17 protein-coding genes are annotated in these 18328 nt (G+C 72.2%); 13 read left to right on the top strand and 4 right to left on the bottom strand.

The window, feature by feature from the left end; translation table 11 throughout:
* Positions 1 to 168 precede the first annotated feature (168 nt).
* The 3 genes from ACLJT4_RS09870 to ACLJT4_RS09880 all read left to right on the top strand — a co-directional run bounded on the left by ACLJT4_RS09870 (position 169) and on the right by ACLJT4_RS09880 (position 2283).
* Positions 169 to 1212 (top strand): hypothetical protein, encoded by a 1044-nt coding sequence (locus ACLJT4_RS09870; RefSeq protein ID WP_411121926.1) that lies wholly within the window; start codon positions 169 to 171, stop codon positions 1210 to 1212.
* Entirely contained in the window at positions 1209 to 1808 is a 600-nt protein-coding gene (locus tag ACLJT4_RS09875; protein WP_411121927.1) for a hypothetical protein, read from the top strand. Before ACLJT4_RS09870 ends, ACLJT4_RS09875 begins: the two co-directional genes overlap by 4 nt.
* Positions 1809 to 1890: 82 nt before the next feature.
* Positions 1891 to 2283: a hypothetical protein gene (locus tag ACLJT4_RS09880; protein ID WP_411121928.1), complete on the top strand. Its 393-nt coding sequence runs from the start codon at positions 1891 to 1893 to the stop codon at positions 2281 to 2283.
* A 592-nt stretch (positions 2284 to 2875) separates the two neighbouring features.
* Here ACLJT4_RS09880 and ACLJT4_RS09885 read toward each other — a convergent pair.
* Complete coding sequence (locus tag ACLJT4_RS09885) at positions 2876 to 3298, bottom strand: YjbQ family protein (protein ID WP_411121929.1); 423 nt, start codon at positions 3296 to 3298, stop codon at positions 2876 to 2878.
* 170 nt (positions 3299 to 3468) lie between these two features.
* Between ACLJT4_RS09885 and ACLJT4_RS09890 the strand changes: the two genes are divergently transcribed.
* The 6 genes from ACLJT4_RS09890 (at position 3469) to ACLJT4_RS09915 (ending at position 9100) form a co-directional block, all read left to right on the top strand.
* On the top strand, positions 3469 to 3561 hold the full coding sequence (locus ACLJT4_RS09890; RefSeq protein WP_317623392.1) for a putative leader peptide: 93 nt from the start codon (positions 3469 to 3471) through the stop codon (positions 3559 to 3561).
* Positions 3562 to 3715: 154 nt separating this feature from the next.
* Positions 3716 to 4588: an ABC transporter permease gene (locus tag ACLJT4_RS09895; protein ID WP_411121930.1), complete on the top strand. Its 873-nt coding sequence runs from the start codon at positions 3716 to 3718 to the stop codon at positions 4586 to 4588.
* Positions 4561 to 5415 carry an ABC transporter ATP-binding protein gene (locus ACLJT4_RS09900; protein WP_411121931.1) on the top strand — a complete coding sequence of 285 codons (855 nt, stop codon included), beginning with the start codon at positions 4561 to 4563 and terminating at the stop codon, positions 5413 to 5415. Before ACLJT4_RS09895 ends, ACLJT4_RS09900 begins: the two co-directional genes overlap by 28 nt.
* Positions 5416 to 5579: 164 nt before the next feature.
* Positions 5580 to 6653 carry an ABC transporter substrate-binding protein gene (locus ACLJT4_RS09905; protein ID WP_411121932.1) on the top strand — a complete coding sequence of 358 codons (1074 nt, stop codon included), beginning with the start codon at positions 5580 to 5582 and terminating at the stop codon, positions 6651 to 6653.
* A gap of 1 nt (position 6654) precedes the next feature.
* On the top strand, positions 6655 to 7860 hold the full coding sequence (locus ACLJT4_RS09910; protein ID WP_411121933.1) for an LLM class flavin-dependent oxidoreductase: 1206 nt from the start codon (positions 6655 to 6657) through the stop codon (positions 7858 to 7860).
* A 61-nt stretch (positions 7861 to 7921) separates the two neighbouring features.
* Entirely contained in the window at positions 7922 to 9100 is a 1179-nt protein-coding gene (locus tag ACLJT4_RS09915; protein WP_411121934.1) for an NAD(P)-binding domain-containing protein, read from the top strand.
* Between the two features lie 79 nt (positions 9101 to 9179).
* Here ACLJT4_RS09915 and ACLJT4_RS09920 read toward each other — a convergent pair whose 3' ends face one another.
* Both ACLJT4_RS09920 and ACLJT4_RS09925 read right to left on the bottom strand, forming a co-directional pair.
* Positions 9180 to 9950: a GntR family transcriptional regulator gene (locus ACLJT4_RS09920; RefSeq protein ID WP_233656635.1), complete on the bottom strand. Its 771-nt coding sequence runs from the start codon at positions 9948 to 9950 to the stop codon at positions 9180 to 9182.
* A 556-nt stretch (positions 9951 to 10506) separates the two neighbouring features.
* Positions 10507 to 11847 (bottom strand): MFS transporter, encoded by a 1341-nt coding sequence (locus ACLJT4_RS09925; RefSeq protein ID WP_411121935.1) that lies wholly within the window; start codon positions 11845 to 11847, stop codon positions 10507 to 10509.
* 224 nt (positions 11848 to 12071) lie between these two features.
* Between ACLJT4_RS09925 and ACLJT4_RS09930 the strand changes: the two genes are divergently transcribed.
* The 4 genes from ACLJT4_RS09930 to ACLJT4_RS09945 all read left to right on the top strand — a co-directional run bounded on the left by ACLJT4_RS09930 (position 12072) and on the right by ACLJT4_RS09945 (position 16351).
* A complete protein-coding gene (locus ACLJT4_RS09930; RefSeq protein WP_411121936.1) occupies positions 12072 to 12872 on the top strand; it encodes a (Fe-S)-binding protein in 801 nt (266 codons plus the stop codon).
* The gene (locus ACLJT4_RS09935; protein ID WP_411121937.1) at positions 12869 to 14362 is read left to right on the top strand and encodes a lactate utilization protein B; all 1494 of its coding nucleotides are present in this window, start codon (positions 12869 to 12871) and stop codon (positions 14360 to 14362) included. Before ACLJT4_RS09930 ends, ACLJT4_RS09935 begins: the two co-directional genes overlap by 4 nt.
* Entirely contained in the window at positions 14359 to 15027 is a 669-nt protein-coding gene (locus tag ACLJT4_RS09940; RefSeq protein WP_411121938.1) for a LutC/YkgG family protein, read from the top strand. The genes ACLJT4_RS09935 and ACLJT4_RS09940 overlap by 4 nt, the downstream gene beginning before the upstream one ends.
* A gap of 145 nt (positions 15028 to 15172) precedes the next feature.
* Complete coding sequence (locus ACLJT4_RS09945) at positions 15173 to 16351, top strand: SGNH/GDSL hydrolase family protein (RefSeq protein ID WP_411122348.1); 1179 nt, start codon at positions 15173 to 15175, stop codon at positions 16349 to 16351.
* A 57-nt stretch (positions 16352 to 16408) separates the two neighbouring features.
* Here ACLJT4_RS09945 and ACLJT4_RS09950 read toward each other — a convergent pair whose 3' ends face one another.
* On the bottom strand, positions 16409 to 18256 hold the full coding sequence (locus tag ACLJT4_RS09950) for an ABC transporter ATP-binding protein (protein ID WP_411121939.1): 1848 nt from the start codon (positions 18254 to 18256) through the stop codon (positions 16409 to 16411).
* Positions 18257 to 18328: the final 72 nt, after the last annotated feature.

Raw genomic sequence — 18328 nt, forward strand, 5'->3', positions numbered from 1 at the left:
GCCTTGATTCTCCTACCTGGGTTGGTGTGGCTCAGCGGCAGTGACCCTGCCGGGAAGGATGCTTATTGGGAAGCTGCCACCTCCAATTCGCTCCTCCTTCTGGGGTTCACCACCGCCGTCTGCGGTGCCTGCGCCGCATGGGAAGGATCGCGCCTGGCCGCTGCGGACGTGGACGACTGGGCACCTGTCCGTTTCCCCGTCCGGATCGCCTGCGCTCAGTTGCTCCCGACCGCGGTGCTGGGCGTCGTTGCTCTTGCGGTCGCACTCCTGGCCAGCGGTACGGAGGCGCTGGGCGGGTACGGATTCCCCAACGTGCTGTTGCTGACCATGGCCGTGGTGGTCGTACTGGGACACATCGCTGTGGGGTACATCGTCGGGAGACGCATGCCCAGGCTTCTCGGTGCCGCCGTGATGCTCGGCATCGGCTACTTCTGGGGGTTCTGGCCCGCCTCGCTCGCCACCCCCGCTTGGCTGCGGCACCTCAACGGGCAGGGCGTCAGCCTGGGGGCGAGCCTTGACCAGGTCCCGTCGGCCCGCAGTGCGGCTGCGACGCTCACGCTGTACGCGGGGATCATCGCAGCGGTCGCACTGTTGCTGACGCTACGGCGAGGCCAACGGCGCACGGTCATCAGCTGCGTGTTGGTCGGGGCAGCGCTCGCGGGGTCACTCGCCCTCGCCGTACCGCTCGGCTTCACGACGACGCAGGCACGTGACCGTGCGCTGTACCAATGCAACGGGTCACGGCCCGTGGTGTGCACCTGGCCCGAACAACGCCCACATCAGGAGCAGTTCGCCCACCTGTGGCAACAGGCGCAGGAGCGCCTGCATATGGTGGGAGTCTCGGTGCCGGAGCGGTACAGCCCCGGCACGATCGCCCCGCAGCGCACCATAAACCTGGAGGAGATCGCCACCAGCGTGCTGCCGGAGCAGCTCCCACGCTGCGCCCAGGATCATCCGTACCCTGGGGCCAACGCCGCCTCCGCGATCCACCCGTGGTTGGCCATGGCCGCCGGGCTCAAGCCCAGCGAGCTCCTCGACCACTGGGCCGAGGAGGATGTCGCACGGGCCGAACAGGTCCGCAAGCTGTCCCACCCCCAGCAGCACGCCTGGTACGAGCGCAACATGCGGTCTGTACGCGACTGCTCCGTGAAGCCTGAGCTGGCGCCTTCGGCCTTCGGAGCGACATCCGACAGGAAGAGGGCCTCGTCATGATCTGGTGGTTGCGGGTACATGCCGTGGCCGCGAGTGCAGCTTCACTGTTGCTCTGCTTCCTGCTCGCACCCCTGCTGGCGGAGTCATCCCTGCCCATCCCGTCTCTGTTTTCCGGCAATGCCGCAGGAGTTTCGGTTCCGCTTCTGCTCCCGGTGATCCCGTCCTGCGTGCTGCTGTATGCCATGGAACGCACACCAGAGGACCTGGAAGCAGGCTCCGTGCGCCCGCTTACGCGGTGGTGGCTGGCAGTCCTGCTGATCACTGCCCTGGCGGCGCTGGTATTCGGGCTCGTCGAACGGCAATTGCTGGATTTCCCATTGTCCTTCGGGGTGTTCCGTAACCTCATCGGCTACCTGGGAGCCGGCCTCATCATCCGCCGGTGCACCGGATCCCGTTACGCGCCGGTCGCCGTCATGGCAATCCCCTTGCTGTGCGGCCTCTTCGGCCACGGGCCGGGCGGGCGCCCGTACTGGTGGGCCTGGCCGCTGTACGACACTAACGACCGGATCGCTCTCGGCGCTGCCGCCGCCGGCGTTCTCTTCTGCGCGGGCCTGACCACGCTGCGCCGACGTTCATCCCGTACGGCCTACGCCTGACCAGGGTCCCACATCCAGCGCATCGAACTCATTGGCTTTGACCAGCCGAACAAGAAAGAAAGGCGCATCTTCCATGCGTAATATGGCGATACTCGCTGTTGGACCGTTGGCCGCCGTCTCCCTCACCATGGGAACCGCCCACGCCGAGGGCTCCTGGACCTCTCATGCAAAGGGCTGGGCAACCGGCAAGGAGTCACGGCACTGGACGAAAAACAGCAGTGCGGGCACAACCACGGTGCAGTTCTCCGGCTGCTCCACGACCTACCCGCCCGCTTTCAAGTACGCCGGTCTGCAGTTCAAGAAGGATATAAGCCTCCGCCCCGACCCGGTACTGAAGCGGCACAATAACTCCTGCGGCACCTCGAACTTCGGGCAACCGGGCAAGGGCACGTACTACTTCAACTACTCCAACCTCAACGGGAACGATTCCCCCAACACGTACCTGAATGTCAACAAGATCACCGTCAAGTACTGACCGCTGATATCTGTCGAACGCGCCGGATCGCACACCAACACTGCGCACCGGCGCGTTCGTCGCACCACTGCGTGATACTTCAACTCCGGGGGCTCACATCGCTGCCCGACAGCATCTGATGGCGGCGGGACTGCGCGGGAGGATCGCCTGCGAGTCGCTTTCGGTCCGAGAACCGGTGCGGAGAGGCCCCTTGTGGCCAGCTCATCAGCCATGCCGACGATGACAACGGACTCCACGCAGGTCGCCGAGCCAACACACGGTTACCCACCTTCCCTCCGCGGCGTTTTCCCCTCGCGAGCGACGCTTGACAGCGAGTCCCCAGCTCTCAACGATTGCAGCCCAGATCCGGACCGTACACGGACCAACGCCCCGTCAGCGCCTGCCACGTCCGCCATTTCAGCCGTTCAGCAGTTCAGCAGTTCAGCAGTTCAGCAGTTCAGCAGTTCAGCACCATCATGAGCCTTGTACCACCAGACTCCGCAGCCAAGACTCGATCACTGCGTCAACAGCTCCGAGACGGCTCCTCTACAGCGCTCCGCAGATCGTTTGGTGCGGCCGGACTTCACCTCTACGGTCCCGGCGACGCCATGCCCTAACCCAGAAAACTCAACCGCACCCGCCGGTCCGGATTGTCCACGTTCGTGTCCACCAGGCACACCGACTGCCACGTACCGAGGGCGAGTTCGCCCGCGAGGACGGGGAGGGTGGCGTGTGGGGGGACGAGGGCGGGGAGGACGTGGTCGCGGCCGTGGCCGGGGGTGCCGTGGCGGTGGTGCCAGCGGTCGTCCGCGGGGAGGAGGTCGCGGAGGGCGGACAGGAGGTCGTCGTCGCTGCCGGCGCCGGTTTCCAGGAGGGCCACGCCCGTCGTTGCGTGTGGCGTGAAGACGTTGAGCAGGCCGTCGCGGCCTTGTGCGGTGTCCCGGAGGAAGGACAGGCACGCCGCGGTCAGGTCGTGGACCGTCTCCGTGGAGCCGGTGTGTACGTCGATTTCTCGTGTCGTGAAGGTTGCAGCCATGCGGCGATCTTCCCAAACGGTGGCGGGCGCGCGTCGGACGCCACCAGCGGGGAGTGGGGGTAGCCGGTTGCGGGTGGCGGTGGGGAGGCGGGCAATGCTGTGGCAACAAAGGTCCAGTGGCCGAGACGGGGGTTTGACCGGTCTCTGCGGGCGGCGCTACGTTCGGCGGCATGTCTACGTCAGCCCTGCTCACCACGCGCGGTCACATCGACCTGCTGCGGGTGGCCTCCGCCGCGTGTTGCCGTCGCGGCCGCTGTTGCTGACGTTCTCTCCGTTCGCGTTCTGCGGTTCTCGCTGAGTTTTCCTTCCTGTGTGTGCCGGGTGCCTCGGGCGCCGGATCCGTGATGCGTGCGCGATGGCGCGGCCTCGCGGTGTGGCGTGGTGTGCTCGCCCGGTGCCCGTGTGTCTGGGGTGTGTATGAGCGGTGAGCAGGCTGCCGTGGCCGGGCGGGTTGCGGTCGGGGCGTCGGTGGTGCCGGGCGGGGCCGTCGAGCTGTCCCGGGTGGTGCCGGTGTCGGGACGGCGGTGGGTGGTGCCGCGGTGGGTGCGGCGGGCCGTGGGGCCCGTCGGGCTGGTCGTGGTGTGGCAGGCGTTGAGCGCCGGCGGGGTGCTGCCGGCGGATCTGTTGGCGTCGCCGGTGGACATCGCCCGGACGGGCGGCGGTCTGGTCGCGGACGGGACGTTGACGTCGGCGATGGGGGTGTCGCTGCAACGGGTCCTCGTGGGCCTGTTGTTGGGTGCGGTCGTCGGGATCGCGTTGGCGTTGGTGTCGGGGCTCTCGCGGCTGGGTGAGGATCTGGTCGACGCGACGGTGCAGATGTTGCGGTCGATCCCGTGGGTGGGGGTGATCCCGCTCTTCATCATCTGGTTGGGGATCGGTGAGGCCCCGAAGATCGCGTTGATCGCGGTCGGGGTGGCGTTCCATCTGTATCTGAACGTGTACGCCGGCATTCGGGGCGTGGACGCGCAGTTGGTGGAGGCCGGGAACGCGCTCGGGCTGGGCCGGTGGGGGTTGGTCCGGCACGTGGTGCTGCCCGGGGCGCTGCCCGGCGCCATGACCGGGTTGCGGTACGCGCTGGCGACCGCCTGGCTGGCCCTGGTCTTCGGTGAACAGGTCAACGCCGACGACGGGTTGGGCTTCCTGATGAACCAGGCACGGGAGTTCTTCCGCACCGACGTGATCGTCGTGTGCCTGGTGGTCTACGCGGTCCTCGGGCTGCTCGCCGATTTCCTCGTCCGTACCCTCGAAAGGCTGTTGTTGCAGTGGCGACCGACGTTCACGGGGCAGTGAGCCCCGAGGCAGGAATCCCCCACGGGAGCGGAACCGGTGCGCCGCCGCCCGCGGATGCCCCGGGTGGCGTGCGGCTCACCGTGCGGGTCGCGGAACTGGTGCGGGAGTTCGACGGGCGACCGGTCATCGACGGGCTTCAACTGGAGCTTCGGGACGGCGAGTTCGTGGCGTTGCTGGGACGCAGCGGGTGCGGGAAGTCGACCCTGTTGCGGGTGTTGGCCGGGCTGGATCGGGAGATCCGGGGCGAGGTGTGGGTCCCGCGGCGCAAGGCGGTGGCGTTCCAGGCACCGCGACTGATGCCGTGGAAGCGAGTCTGGCGGAACGTCCTGCTGGGGCTTCCCGGCCGTCCCGAACGGGCCTCGGCCGAACGGGCGTTGGCGGAGGTGGGGCTCGATCACCGGGCGGATGCCTGGCCCAAGACGCTCTCCGGGGGCGAGGCGCAGCGGGCGTCGCTGGCGCGGGCGCTGGTGCGCGACCCGGATCTGCTGCTGCTCGACGAGCCGTTCGGCGCGCTGGACGCACTGACCCGGATCAAGGCGCAACGCCTGGTGTCCGAGGTGTGGCAGGAGCGGGGGTGCGCGGTGCTGCTGGTCACCCATGACGTGGAGGAGGCGTTGTTGCTGGCCGATCGCGTCCTGGTCATGGAGGACGGCCGGATCACGTCCGAGACGGTGGTGGACCTGCCCCGGCCCCGGGATGTCGCCGATCCGCGGTGCGCCGCACTGCGCACCCGGCTCCTCGCCCGTCTGGGCGTCACGGACGCGGACGGCGACGGGGAGGGGGCGGCGGATGCACCGACGGAGGAACGGACGACGGTGGCTGCCTGAGGCGGCGTCCGGTCGCGCGCTCCGCGTGCGGCACGGCCCCGAGCCCCAGTCACCGCCCCAGTCACCGCCCCCGGCATCACCTCGACCCCCGTGACCCCACTCTCCTTCCCCCTTCCCCCCTCCCCACCTTCCCACCACAGCTCGGCAGAACGGACGGACCTCTCATGAGACCTGCACTCACCGGCGGTCGGGCGGCGGGACGCCGTCGGCTCGCCCTCGCGCTGGCGGCGCTGCCCCTCGGCATGGCGCTGACGGCCTGCGGGGGCGCCTCGCGCGCCGACGGGACCGGCGGCGTGGGCGGGCACACCGACGGCAAGGGGTCGCTGACCCTCAACGTCGGTGATCAGAAGGGCGGTTCGGAGGCGATGCTGCGGGCCGCGGGCGAGTTGGACGACCTGCCCTACAAGATCAAGTGGTCGACGTTCACCTCGGGGCCGCCACTGCTGGAGGCCGTCAACGCGGGGGCGGTGGACGTCGGCGCGGTCGGCAACACGCCCCCCGTCTTCGCCGGGGCCGCGCATTCGAAGATCAAGGTGATCGCGGGGTCGCACAGCCGGTCGGACGGCGAGGCGATCCTGGTGAAGAAGGACTCGCCGCTGAAGAGCCCGGCGGAGCTGAAGGGCAAGTCGATCGCGGTGGCGCAGGGCAGTTCGGCCAACTACCAGTTGGTCGCGTCACTGAAGGCGGCGGGACTGAGCCCGAAGGACGTCACGCTCAACTACCTCCAACCGGCGGACGCACTGGCCGCCTTCACGCGGGGCAAGGTGGATGCCTGGGCGGTGTGGGACCCGTACACCTCGCAGGCGCTCGACCAGTCCGGCGCCCGCATTCTGACGACCGGTCAAGGGTTGGTGAACGGCCTGAGCTTCCAGGTCGCGGCGCCCGCCGCACTGGACGACAGGGCGAAGGCGGGGGCTCTGAAGGACTACACGGCGCGGCTGCGGCGGGCCCAGGACTGGGTGTTCAAGCATCCGGCGGACTGGGCGAAGGCGTGGGCGAAGGCGACCGGGCTGCCGGAGGAGGTGGCACTGGACGCGGTCAAGCGGACGAGGGGGACGGCGGTGCCGGTGGCCGTGGACAAGGCCGCCATCGCCTCCGAGCAGCGGATCGTGGACGCGTTCGCCGCGTTGAAGCTGATCCCGCGCTCGTTCGACTTCGGGGAGTTGGTCGATCCCCGGTTCAACGGCGGTCTGCCGCCTTCGGGCACGGCGCCGCGCACCTACGGAAAGGCCCACTGACATGTCCGTACACCTGCACTGGTTCCTGCCGACCGGCGGGGACGGCCGGACCCTGGTCGACCGGCACGCGTACACCGACGGGGGCGTCCGGCGGGAACGGATCACCCCGGTGAGCGGGGTGCGCGCCCCGGACGTCGAGTATCTGGCGCAGATCGCCAAGGCCGCCGAGCAGTTGGGGTTCGAGGCGGTGCTCACCCCGACCGGCACGTGGTGCGAGGACGCCTGGCTGACGACGATGGCGCTGACTCAGGTCACCGAGCGACTGAAGTTCCTGGTGGCGTTCCGGCCGGGGGTGATCTCGCCGGTGCTGGCCGCGCAGATGGCCGCCACGTTCCAGCGGGTCTCGCGGGGGCGGCTGCTGCTGAACGTGGTCACCGGCGGGGACTCGACCGAGCAGAAGCGGTTCGGGGACCACCTCGACCACGACCAGCGGTACGCCAGGACGGACGAGTTCCTCCAGGTCGTGCGGGGGGTGTGGAGCGGCCGGCCGTTCGACTTCGACGGCGCGCACTACCAGGTCGAGGGCGGGCTGACGGCCCTGCCGCCGGACCCGCTGCCGGAGGTGTTCTTCGGCGGGTCGTCGGCGGCGGCCGGGCCGGTGGCCGCGCGGAACGTCGACGTCTATCTGACCTGGGGCGAGCCGCCGGAGCAGGTGCGGCAGAAGATCGACTGGATTCGGGGCCTGGCCGAGCGGGAGGGCCGCACGGTCCGGTTCGGGATCCGGCTGCACACCCTCTCGCGGGACACCGCGAAGGAGGCGTGGGCAACGGCGAACCGGCTGCTGGACGACCTCGACCCGGACACCGTCGCCGCCGCCCAACAGGCGCTGGGCAAGAGCGAGTCCGTCGGGCAGCAGCGGATGCTCGCGCTGCACGGCGGCTCCCGGGACAAGCTGGAGATCTCGCCCAACCTGTGGGCGGGCGTGGGACTGGTGCGGGGCGGCGCGGGGACCGCGCTGGTCGGCAGTCACGCGGAGGTGGCGGACCGGATCGAGGAGTACCACGCGCTCGGCATCGAGCACTTCGTGCTGTCCGGGTACCCGCACCTGGAGGAGGCGTACTGGTTCGGCGAGGGCGTTCGGCCGGAGCTCGCCGCGCGGGGGCTGCTGGACGCCGGGCCGGCCCCGCTGGCCGGGGTGCCGGCGGCGAACGGCCGGCCGGCCTCGGCCCCCGGCGGGGCGCCGCTGCTGATCGCGGGCGGGCGCTGAGCGGCGCGGGCGGCTCGGGGTCGGTGGGAAGATCCCGCCCCCACCCCGAGTTAGTAGAAGCATGAACTACTTCGGGGTGCGGGACATCGAGGTCGTGGTGATCGGCGCCGGTCAGGCCGGCCTGGCCGCCGCCTTCCACCTGCGGCGCACCGGCTACCGCCCGGACGTGGACTTCGTGGTGTTCGACCACTCCCCGCAGCCGGGCGGTGCCTGGCAGTTCCGGTGGCCGACGCTGACCTACGACAAGGTGCACGGCATGCACGCGCTACCCGGCATGACGCTGACCGACGCCGATCCGGCGCGACCGTCGGCGGAGGTGATCGGCGGCTACTTCGCCGCCTACGAGCGGCGGTTCGGGCTGCGGGTGCACCGGCCGGTGAGCGTCACCGCGGTCCGGGACGGCGATGACGGGCGGCTGCGGGTGGAGACCTCGCGGGGCGACTACGCGGCGCGGGCGGTGATCAACGCGACCGGGACCTGGGACCGGCCGTTCTGGCCGCGCTTCCCCGGCCAGCAAGACTTCCGCGGGCGGCAGCTGCACAGCGCGCAGTACCGCGGTCCGGCGGAGTTCCGCGGCGCCCGGGTGGTGGTGGTCGGCGGCGGCACCTCGGCCGTCCAGCAGCTGACCGAGATCGCGCCGGTCGCGACGGCGACGACCTGGGTGACCCGGCGGCCGCCGGTGTTCCGCTCCGGGCCGTTCGGCGCGGACGAGGGTCGGGCGGCGGTCGCGCTGGTGGCCGAGCGGGTCCGGCAGGGGCTGCCGCCGCGCAGTGTGGTGAGCGTGACCGGACTGCCGATGACCGAGGCCGTCCGGCACGCCCGGGAGAGCGGCGTCCTGGACCGGCTGCCGCTCTTCGCACGGGTCACCCCGGACGGCGTGGCCTGGGACGACGGGCGGACCGTCGCGGCCGACGTGCTGCTCTACGCGACCGGGTTCCGGGCCGCCGTCGACCACCTCGCGCCGCTCCGGCTGCGGGAGGCCGGCGGCGGGATCCGGATGGCCGGGACCCGGGTCGTGCGGGACCCCCGGGTGCACCTCGTCGGCTACGGGCCGTCCGCCAGCACCATCGGCGCCAACCGGGCGGGGCGCGCCGCGGTCCGCGAGATCCGCCGGCTTCTGGCGGAGGCGCCGGCCGGACCGGCGCGGTCCGCCGCGGCCGGCCGTGCCGCCGAGGCTCCGGAAGGCCGGGGGACGCGACCTCACCTTGTCGGACAGGCTCCCGGGACAGGGCGGGGGTGAGCCGCCACCGCAGCGCCGGACGGCCGGGAGCCGGCCGGCGCACGCCGGCGCCGGGTGGGGTGCGGGCCTCGCGCGCCGCTCAGCGCGCCTGCCACACCGGCAGGGCCGGGGCGCCCGGCGGCAGCATGTGCTTGGCCGCCAGCAGCGGTGTGCGGTCGAGCCGGACGACCTGGGTGACCAGCACTCCGGGGGTGTCGGCGGAACGCCCGAGCTGGGCGCCGCGCTGCCGGCCGAGCGTCGTCGCCACGATGGTGCTGCTGCCGGTCAGCGGCAGTCCGCGGCCGGCGTCCAGGAGCAGGCCCAGCATCGACGAGGTCCGGGCGGCGGGCCCGTCGAACGCCGCCACGGCGTCCGGCAGCAGCTGCGCCACCGTCTCGTCCGCGGCCCACTCCTGGGTCAGGCAGGCCGGGAGTCCGCCGACCTCGATCACGCTCTCCCAGAAGCGCACTTCACCGTGGGCCGGCAGGACCAGGTGCTGGGTGGAGAAGTCGGTCGGCTCCTCGCGGGTGCGGGCCAGCGGCGCCGTCACCACCTGACGCCCCTCGCCGAGCAGCGCCTCGACCGGCTTGAGGAACTCGAAGCCGCGCGGCGGAAGGTGGTGGTTGACGGTGCGCCCCACCCCGCGCCGCACGGTGATCACGCCGTCCTCCTGGAGCAGGATCAACGCCTCCCGCAGCGCCGGCCGGCTCACCCCCAACTCGGCGGCCAGCCGGGGCTCGGTCGGCAGGGTGGATCCCGGCGGGTAGGCGCCGCCCCGGATGGCCTCCACCATCCGCTCGTACAGCGCGACGACCGGCCGGCGCTGGGGCCGCCCCGGAGCGCCCTCCCGGCCCTGTTGTCTGTCAGCCATCTGCGTCTCCCCGCGTCCGTGGTCCGACGTGCCCGCACCGCACCCGGTCGGGCGCGTACCGCCAGTCTTCCACCGGGGCGGCGCCGGTGGGCCGCGCACCCCGGAACCGGACCGGCGGTGGCCCCTCCGGGACGGCGCCGCGCCCGGGCGCCTTGTCCGACAGCCGAAGTGCCCCGAAGCCCGCCGCAATCCCCCGCACGCATGGGAACAAACGAACGCCGGATCGAGTGTTCGCCGAAAAGCGTGGTCGAGCACGGAACGGCTTCCCCGTTCCCCCGGCGGCGGGTGATGCTTACGGGGCGCAAGCGACGGGCTGCAGACCGTCACGGCGCCTCCGGCTGACATCCCTTGCTGGGCCGGAGAGTTGGTCCCACAACGCAATTCGCTAGGAGACAGAGCCAGATGAACTTCCTCACCAGCCTGCTTGCCGGCATCGTCCACTTCGTGGGCTGGCTCGTCTGACGGACTTGCAGCACCACCAGGCGCCGCTCCCCTCGTCCCAGGGGGGCGGCGCCTTCCGCGTGCCCGGGCGGGTCGCCCGGTTCGCCGCCGGCGGCTACCCGTCCAGGGGCCGGCGGGCGGTCTCCGGCAGCACCAGGTAGACGAAGAACGACACCAGGCACAGCACCGCGACGTACCAGGGGAAGAGGTCCGGGTGGCCGGCCTGCTTGAACCAGGTGCCGACGTACGGGGCGGTGCCGCCGAAGAGCGCGACGGTCAGCGAGTACGGGAAGCCGATGCCGGCGGCCCGCACCCGGGCCGGGAAGACCTCGGCGTTCACCGCGGCGGCGATCGAGGTGTAGCCGGTGAGCAGCACCATGCCCGCGCACTGCACCAGCAGCAGTGCGGCGAAGGAGTCGGTGACCAGGTGGAGCAGCGGCACGGCCAGCACCGCGAAGCCCAGCGCGAAGGTGAGCAGCAGCGGCTTGCGTCCGATCCGGTCCGAGAGCAGCCCGCCGAGCGGCTGGATCAGCGCGAAGAAGACCAGCGACAGGGTGCCGACGGTCAGCGCTTCGCCCTTGTCGAAACCGGCGTTGACCTGGGCGTAGGTGGGCAGGTAGGTCGTCCAGGTGTAGTAGGCGATGGTGCCGCCGGCGGTGATGCCGCAGATCAGGAGCGACTGCCGCGGGTAGCGGCGCAGGCCCTCGAAGAGGCCGGGGCGGGCGGTGTGCTGCTCGGTGGCGGCGGGGCGTGCCGTCGGGTCGGCGTCGGGGGCCTGTGGCAGGGTCTCCCGGGCGCCGCGCCGGATCCACAGCCCGAGCAGGCTCAGCAGGGCACCGATGAGGAACGCGATCCGCCACCCCCACTGGCCCATCTGGTGCTCGGTGAGCAGCGCGGCGAGCAGCGCTCCGGTGCCGGAGGCGAGCAGTTGGCCGAGGGTGGTGGAGACGTACTGGAAGCTGGAGAACAGGCCGCGGCGGCCCGGTCCGGCGGACTCCACCAGGAACGTGGTGGACGCGGCGAACTCGCCGCCCACCGAAAGGCCCTGCACCAGGCGGGCGATGACCAGCACGACCGGCGCGAGCACGCCGGTCGCCGCGTAGGTGGGGGTGAGCGCGACCAGCAGGCTGCCGCCGCCCATCAGCAAGATGGTGAGGGTCAGTGCGGCGCGCCGGCCGCGCCGGTCGGCGACGGCCCCCATCAGCAGCCCGCCGACCGGGCGCATGAAGAAGCCGACGGCGAAGACCGCGAAGGAGGACAGCAGCGGCACCAGGGAGTTCCCGGCGCTCTTGGGGAAGACCTGGTCGGCGAAGTAGACCGCCAGGAAGGAGTAGGCGTACCAGTCGTACCACTCGACGGTGTTGCCGACGGACGCGGCGGCCAGTTGCCGCAGCTGCGACGGCCGGTGGTCACCCTCGGGTGCCCGGTCCTCGGTTATGGGCGGTGTGCTCGACATGGTCCTCCACTTCCGGTCCTTCTCCTGGGCCCGTCGCTGGGGCAGGATGATCCGACAGGTGATCATGTACCGGCGAGGCGGTCGGCCGCCAGGGACTTGGCGCGCGAAGTCCGGCCGTCGGCACTCCGAAAGGCGGTGGCCATGCGCCGGCAACACGACCGCAACACCCGGGGACGCCGTCGGGTCGGCGGCGCGCCGGGAGGGGACCGCGAGGAGGAGGCACCGTGCGGGTAGCACTGTTCGTCACCTGCATCAACGACACGCTCCGGCCACGGACCGGGCGGGCGGTGGTGACGCTGCTGGAACGGCTGGGCGTCGACGTCGACTTCCCGGCCGCGCAGAGCTGCTGCGGGCAGCCGCAGTTCAACACCGGGTACCGGCACGCCACCGAGCCGCTGGTGCGCCGCTTCGACCGGGCGTTCGCGGACCACGCGTACGTGGTGACCCCGTCCGGTTCCTGCGCCGCGATGGTGCGCGACAACTTCCCGCGGATCGCGGCGAAGGCCGCGGCGGAGGGGCGCGGCCGGGAGCTGGCCGAGGCCGCGGCGCGGGCCGTGCCCAAGACGTACGAGCTGACGGAGTTCCTGGTGGACGTGTTGGGGGTGACCGACGTCGGCGCGTACTACCCGCACACCGTCACCTACCACCCCACCTGCCACGGGCTGCGGGTGCTCGGGCTCGGCGACCGGCCGCGGCGGCTGCTGGAGCGGGTGCGCGGGCTGACGCTGAAGGAGCTGCCGGGCGCCGAGGAGTGCTGCGGGTTCGGCGGGACGTTCGCGGTGAAGAACCCGGCGGTGTCGGCCGCGATGGGCGCCGACAAGGTCCGTGCGGTGACCGGGACCGGTGCGCAGGCACTGTGCACGGTCGACAACTCCTGTCTGCTGCACGTCGGGGGCATGCTCGCCCGGCAGGGTTCGACGGTCCGCCCGGTGCACCTCGCGGAGATCCTGGCCAGCACGGAGGCCGACGCGGGGCCGACCGGCCCCGCGCTCCCGGGCGACGGCGATCGAGGCGGTGCGCGATGAGCCGAAGTTTCCTGGGCATGCCGGCGTTCCCCCGGGCGGCGGCCGTCTCCACCCGCGACACCCGGCTGCGGGCCAACCTCGCCCACGCCACCCACACCATCCGCGACAAGCGGGCCAGGGCGGTGGCCGAGTTGGACGACTGGGCGCAGCTGCGGGCCGCGGGCGCCGCGATCAAGGACCGGACGCTCCGTCACCTCGACCACTATCTGGAGCAGTTGGAGGAGTCCGTGGTCGCCGCGGGCGGCCGGGTGCACTGGGCGGCGGACGCCGACGAGGCCAACCGGATCGTGGCCCGGCTGGTCCGGGAGACCGGTGAGCGCGAGGTCGTCAAGGTCAAGTCGATGGCCACCCAGGAGATCGGCCTCAACGAAGCGCTGGCCGACGCCGGCATCCGGGCGTACGAGACGGACCTGGCGGAGCTGATCGTGCAGCTCGGTGACGACCTGCCGTCGCACATCCTGGTGCCGGCGATCCACCGCAACCGCGCCGAGATCCGGGACGTCTTCCGCCGGGAGATGGGCAAGTGGGGCCGCCCGGCGCCCGAGGGGCTGTCCGACTCCCCCGCCGCACTGGCGGAGGCGGCCCGGCTGCACCTGCGGGAGAAGTTCCTCACCGCCAAGGTGGGCATCTCCGGCGCCAACTTCATGGTCGCCGAGTCCGGCACCCTGGTGGTCGTGGAGTCCGAGGGCAACGGCCGGATGTGCCTGACCCTGCCGGAGACCCTGATCTCGGTCGTCGGGATCGAGAAGACCGTGCCGACCTGGCAGGACCTGGAGGTCTTCCTCCAACTGCTGCCGCGCTCGTCGACGGCCGAGCGGATGAACCCGTACACCACCACCTGGACCGGGACGACGGACGGCGACGGGCCGCGGACCTTCCACCTCGTGCTGCTCGACAACGGGCGGACCGACACCCTGGCGGACACCGTGGGCCGGCAGGCGCTGCGCTGTATCCGCTGCTCGGCCTGCCTGAACGTCTGCCCGGTGTACGAGCGGGCCGGCGGACACGCCTACGGATCGCCCTACCCCGGTCCGATCGGCGCCATCCTCACCCCTCAACTGCGCGGTGTGGCAGGCCCGTTGGAGCAGTCGTTGCCGTACGCCTCGTCGCTGTGCGGGGCGTGCTACGAGGTGTGCCCGGTGGCGATCGACATCCCCGAGGTGCTGGTGCACCTGCGGGAGCGGGTGGTGGAGGGCGGCCCGGTCACCCGGCACGGGGCCCGGGTGGTGCTCAAACCCGCCAAGGGGCACGCGGCGGAGCGGGCCGCGATGCGCGCCGCCGCCTGGGCCTTCGACCATCCGGGCGCGCTGCGCGGCGGGATGCGCCTGGCCGCGCGGACCCGTCGGTTGCATCCGCGCCGGCTGCCGGGGCCGGGCCGCGCCTGGTCCGACACCCGGGCGCTGCCGGCGGTGCCCGCGGAATCGTTCCGCGACTGGTGGCAACGCACCCGGGGCGGCGCCGCCGGGCCCGAGCGAGGAGGTCGCACGTGAGCAGCAGGGACGTGGTGTTGGCGCGGGTGCGGCGGGCGCTGGCCGACGTGCCGCGCGGCGAGGGCCCCTACGATCCGCCGGTGCCCCGCGACTACCGCCGGGTGCACGGGGCCCGGACGCCGGAGGAGACCGTGGAGCTGCTCGCGGTGAACCTCGCGGACTACCGGGCGCTGGTGCACCGCTGTGCGCCCGCCGAGCTGCCGGCGTTGATCGGCCGGTTGTTGGCGGCGCGCGGGGCGCGGACGGTGGTGGTTCCGCCCGGGCTGGATCCGCGTTGGTTGTCCGCCGCCGACGTCAGCGTCGTACCGGACCGGGCCGCGGACACCGCACGGGACCTCGACGCGGTGGACAGCGTGGTGACGGGGTGTGCGGTGGCCGTCGCGGAGACCGGCACGCTGGTCCTGGACGGCGGCCCGGACCAGGGGCGGCGCCGGATCACCCTGGTCCCGGACCACCACGTCTGCGTGGTGCGGGTGGCCGACCAGGTCGTCGACTCGGTCCCTCAGGCGCTACCGCGGCTGTCCCCGCGGCGCCCGTTGACGTGGATCTCGGGGCCGTCCGCCACCAGCGACATCGAGTTGGACCGGGTGGAGGGGGTGCACGGTCCGCGGACGCTGGAGGTGGTGCTGGTCGGGGCGGGTGCGGAGCTCGGGGGCGCCGGGTAGCGGCGGGCGGCCGCCGCGGAGGGTGACCCCGGCGTTGGTAGGCATCCGGTGGGTACCACCGACGGGTGTCTGGGTGGCCCGCGCGCCGGTCGGCAGACTCCTGGTCGTCGCCACCGAGCAGATGACCGAGAGGCAGTCCACCCCTATGAACAGCAACGACAACTCCCTTGCCTGGAGCGCAGGTTGGGCCACCGCCGTGCAGCGGCCGAGCGTGGGCTTCCACGAGAACTGGGCCGAGGAGGGGTTCGCCGACCAGACCGTGCGGCAGACCGTGCGGGTCACCGGCTCCGGGACCCGGGCCCGGATCAGGCTCTCCAACCGGTACGGGACCGCGCCGCTGGAGGTGTCCGGCGCGAGCATCGCCCGGTCCGGCGCCGGGGCGGCGGTGGCGCCCGGGTCGGTGCGTCCGCTGACCTTCGACGGGGCGGCGTCGGTGCGGATCCCGGCCGGCGGCGAGGTCCACAGCGACGCGGCGGAGGTGAGCGTGGCGGCGCTGGAGTCGTTGACCGTCTCGCTGCACTTCGCCGGGCCGACCGGACCGGCCACCTTCCACGCGCAGGCGTGGGCCACCGCGTACCGGGCCGCCGGCGCGCAGTTGGGGGAGGTGGACCCGGCGGTCTTCGGGGAGACGTCGGTGTCCTGGTACTACCTGGCCGCGGTGGAGTTGGCGGACGACGGCCCGGCGCGGCGGGACGCCGTGGTGCTCTTCGGCGACTCGCTCACCGACGGCTTCGGGTCGAGCGTCGACGCCGACCGGCGGTACTCGGACGCGCTGGCCGAGCGGTTGGCGGCCGAGGGCCGTCCGCTGCGCGTCCTCAACCTGGGCATCGGCGGGAACCTGCTGCTGAACGACTCGCCGTGGTTCGGCGAGTCGGCCGGGGCGCGCTTCGAGCGCGACGTGCTGGCGCAGCCGGGCGTGCGCTCGGTGGTGGTGCTGGTCGGGCTGAACGACATCGGCTTCAGCGAGGTCGACCTGCCGACGTACAAGCCCAACCCGGACAACGCGGTGGAGCAACTCGCGGCGGGATACCGGGAGTTGATCGTGCGGGCGCACGCGGCCGGCGTGCGGGTCGTCGGGGGGACGATCCTGCCGTTCAAGGGGTCGGAGTACCACACGCCGGGCGCGGAGGCGAAGCGCCGGGCGGTCAACGCGTGGATCCGGACGGCGGGCGCGTTCGACGCGGTGGCCGACTTCGCGGCGGCGCTGGCGGATCCGGCCGACCCGCAGGCGCTGCGGTCCGCCTACGACAGCGGGGACTTCAAGCACCCGGGCGACGAGGGGTACCGGGTGATGGCCCGGGCGGTCGATCCGGCCGCGCTCTGAGGCCCGCCCGGACCGTGCTCCGGGCGGGGCGAGCCGGCCGCGCCGCGAGGGGTCCGGTCAGACCAGGACCTCGGGGGCGCGGCCGTCGTCCGGGGTGCCGGTCGGGGCGTCGATCGCGACCTGGTGCGTGTCGCGGCGGACCAGGGCGGCGTAGCGGCCGTCGGCGGCCAGCAGTTCGTCGTGGGTGCCGCGTTCGGCGATCCGGCCGCCGTCCAGGACCACGATCTGGTCGGCGTCGCGGACGGTGGAGAGCCGGTGCGCGATGGTGACGGTGGTGCGGCCGGCGGAGAGCGCGTCGACGGCCTGCTGGACGGCGTGTTCGGTGCGGGTGTCCAGGGCGCTGGTGGCCTCGTCGAGGACGAGCACCGGCGGGTCGCGCAGGATGGTGCGGGCGAGGGCCAGGCGCTGCTTCTCGCCGCCGGAGAAGCGGTAGCCGCGTTCGCCGACGACGGTGTCGTAGCCGTCGGGGAGGGCCGCGATGTGGTCGTGGATCTGGGCGGTCCGGGCGGCGCGTTCGATCTCCTCGTCGGTGGCGTCGGGCTTGGCGAAGCGCAGGTTCTCGGCGACCGAGGCGTGGAAGAGGTAGGTCTCCTGGGAGACCACGCCGACCGCGCGGGCGAGGGTGTCGAAGTCGAGGTCGCGGACGTCGGTGCCGTCGAGCGTGACCCGGCCGCCGGTGACGTCGTACAGGCGCGGGACGAGGTAGCTCAGGGTGGTCTTGCCGCTGCCGGTCGAGCCGACGACGGCGAGGCTGCTGCCGGCCGGGACGGTCAGGTCGACGCCGTCGAGGGTGGGGGCGGCCTCCGGGTCGTAGGCGAAGGACACCGACTCGAAGCGGATCTCGCCGCGCGGGGCGGGCAGGCGGACCGGGGCGGCGGGCTCGGTGATGTCGACCGGCAGGTCGAGGTACTCGAAGATGCGCTGGAAGAGCGCGAGGGAGGTCTGCATCTGAACGCCGGTGGTCAGCAGCGAGACGGTGGGCCGCAGCAGGCCCTGCTGGAGGGAGACGAAGGCGACCAGGGTGCCGAGGGAGAAGGCCGGGCCGCCGAGTTGGAGGACCAGGCCGGCCGCCCAGTAGATGAGCGCGGGCATGGCGGCCATGACGATGCCGATGGTGGCCATCCGCCAGCGGCCGGCCATGTTGGCGCGGACCTCCAGGTCGACCAGGCGCTCGGACTCGTCGGCGAAGTTCTTGGTGAGGGAGTCGGCGCGGCCCATGGTCCGGCCGAGCAGGACGCCGCTGACCGAGAGGGATTCGGTGACCATCGCGGACATCGCGGCCATCTGCTTCTGCCGCTTGGTGGTGATCTTCTTGCGCTCGTTGCCGACCCGGCGGCTGATCCAGACGAACAGCGGGAGCAGCAGCAGCGAGACGACGGTGAGCCGCCAGTCGAGGGCGACCATGGCCACGACGGTGGCGACGACCGAGGTCAGGTTGGAGACCAGGGAGGTCGCGGTGGACGTGACGGTCGCCTGCATGCCGCCGATGTCGTTGGCGATCCGGGACTGGACCTCACCGGTGCGGGTGCGGGTGAAGAACGCCAGCGGCATCCGCTGGAGCTTGGCGTAGACGGCGGTGCGCAGGTCGTGCATGACCCGCTGGCCGACGGTGGTGGAGACCAGGGTCTGCAGGACGCCGAAGACGCTGGTGGTGACCGCGGTGGCGATCATGCCGAGCGCGAGGAGGGTCAGCAGGCCGGTGCGCCGGCCGGGTATGGCGACGTCGAGGATCTCGCGGAGGAGGAACGGGGAGGCCACCGAGACCAGCGAGGAGGCGGCGACGAGCAGGCCGACCAGGGCGAGGCGGCCGCGGTAGGGGCGGAACAGCGCGAGGATCCGCCGCAGCTGGACCGGGGCGTCGGGGTCCTTGGGGGGCGGGGTCCAGTTCGGTTCTTCGGGACGCATGGGCTCCTTCGAAGGGGGGTGGGCGGCCGGGAGGACGGAAACTTTGCCGAGCTTAGCTCATTGTTACCTAGA

Source organism: Streptomyces sp. x-19 (assembly GCF_046549115.1).
In the GTDB taxonomy this organism is placed as follows: domain Bacteria; phylum Actinomycetota; class Actinomycetes; order Streptomycetales; family Streptomycetaceae; genus Streptomyces; species Streptomyces albulus_C.

Coding starts and splice junctions, on each gene's coding strand:
- ACLJT4_RS09875 (WP_411121927.1), top strand. CDS start 1,209: ATGATCTGGTGGTTGCGGGTACATGCCGTGGCCGCGAGTGCAGCTTCA.
- ACLJT4_RS09880 (WP_411121928.1), top strand. CDS start 1,891: ATGGCGATACTCGCTGTTGGACCGTTGGCCGCCGTCTCCCTCACCATG.
- ACLJT4_RS09885 (WP_411121929.1), bottom strand. CDS start 3,298: ATGGCTGCAACCTTCACGACACGAGAAATCGACGTACACACCGGCTCC.
- ACLJT4_RS09890 (WP_317623392.1), top strand. CDS start 3,469: ATGTCTACGTCAGCCCTGCTCACCACGCGCGGTCACATCGACCTGCTG.
- ACLJT4_RS09895 (WP_411121930.1), top strand. CDS start 3,716: ATGAGCGGTGAGCAGGCTGCCGTGGCCGGGCGGGTTGCGGTCGGGGCG.
- ACLJT4_RS09905 (WP_411121932.1), top strand. CDS start 5,580: ATGAGACCTGCACTCACCGGCGGTCGGGCGGCGGGACGCCGTCGGCTC.
- ACLJT4_RS09910 (WP_411121933.1), top strand. CDS start 6,655: ATGTCCGTACACCTGCACTGGTTCCTGCCGACCGGCGGGGACGGCCGG.
- ACLJT4_RS09915 (WP_411121934.1), top strand. CDS start 7,922: ATGAACTACTTCGGGGTGCGGGACATCGAGGTCGTGGTGATCGGCGCC.
- ACLJT4_RS09920 (WP_233656635.1), bottom strand. CDS start 9,950: ATGGCTGACAGACAACAGGGCCGGGAGGGCGCTCCGGGGCGGCCCCAG.
- ACLJT4_RS09925 (WP_411121935.1), bottom strand. CDS start 11,847: ATGTCGAGCACACCGCCCATAACCGAGGACCGGGCACCCGAGGGTGAC.
- ACLJT4_RS09935 (WP_411121937.1), top strand. CDS start 12,869: ATGAGCCGAAGTTTCCTGGGCATGCCGGCGTTCCCCCGGGCGGCGGCC.
- ACLJT4_RS09945 (WP_411122348.1), top strand. CDS start 15,173: ATGAACAGCAACGACAACTCCCTTGCCTGGAGCGCAGGTTGGGCCACC.
- ACLJT4_RS09950 (WP_411121939.1), bottom strand. CDS start 18,256: ATGCGTCCCGAAGAACCGAACTGGACCCCGCCCCCCAAGGACCCCGAC.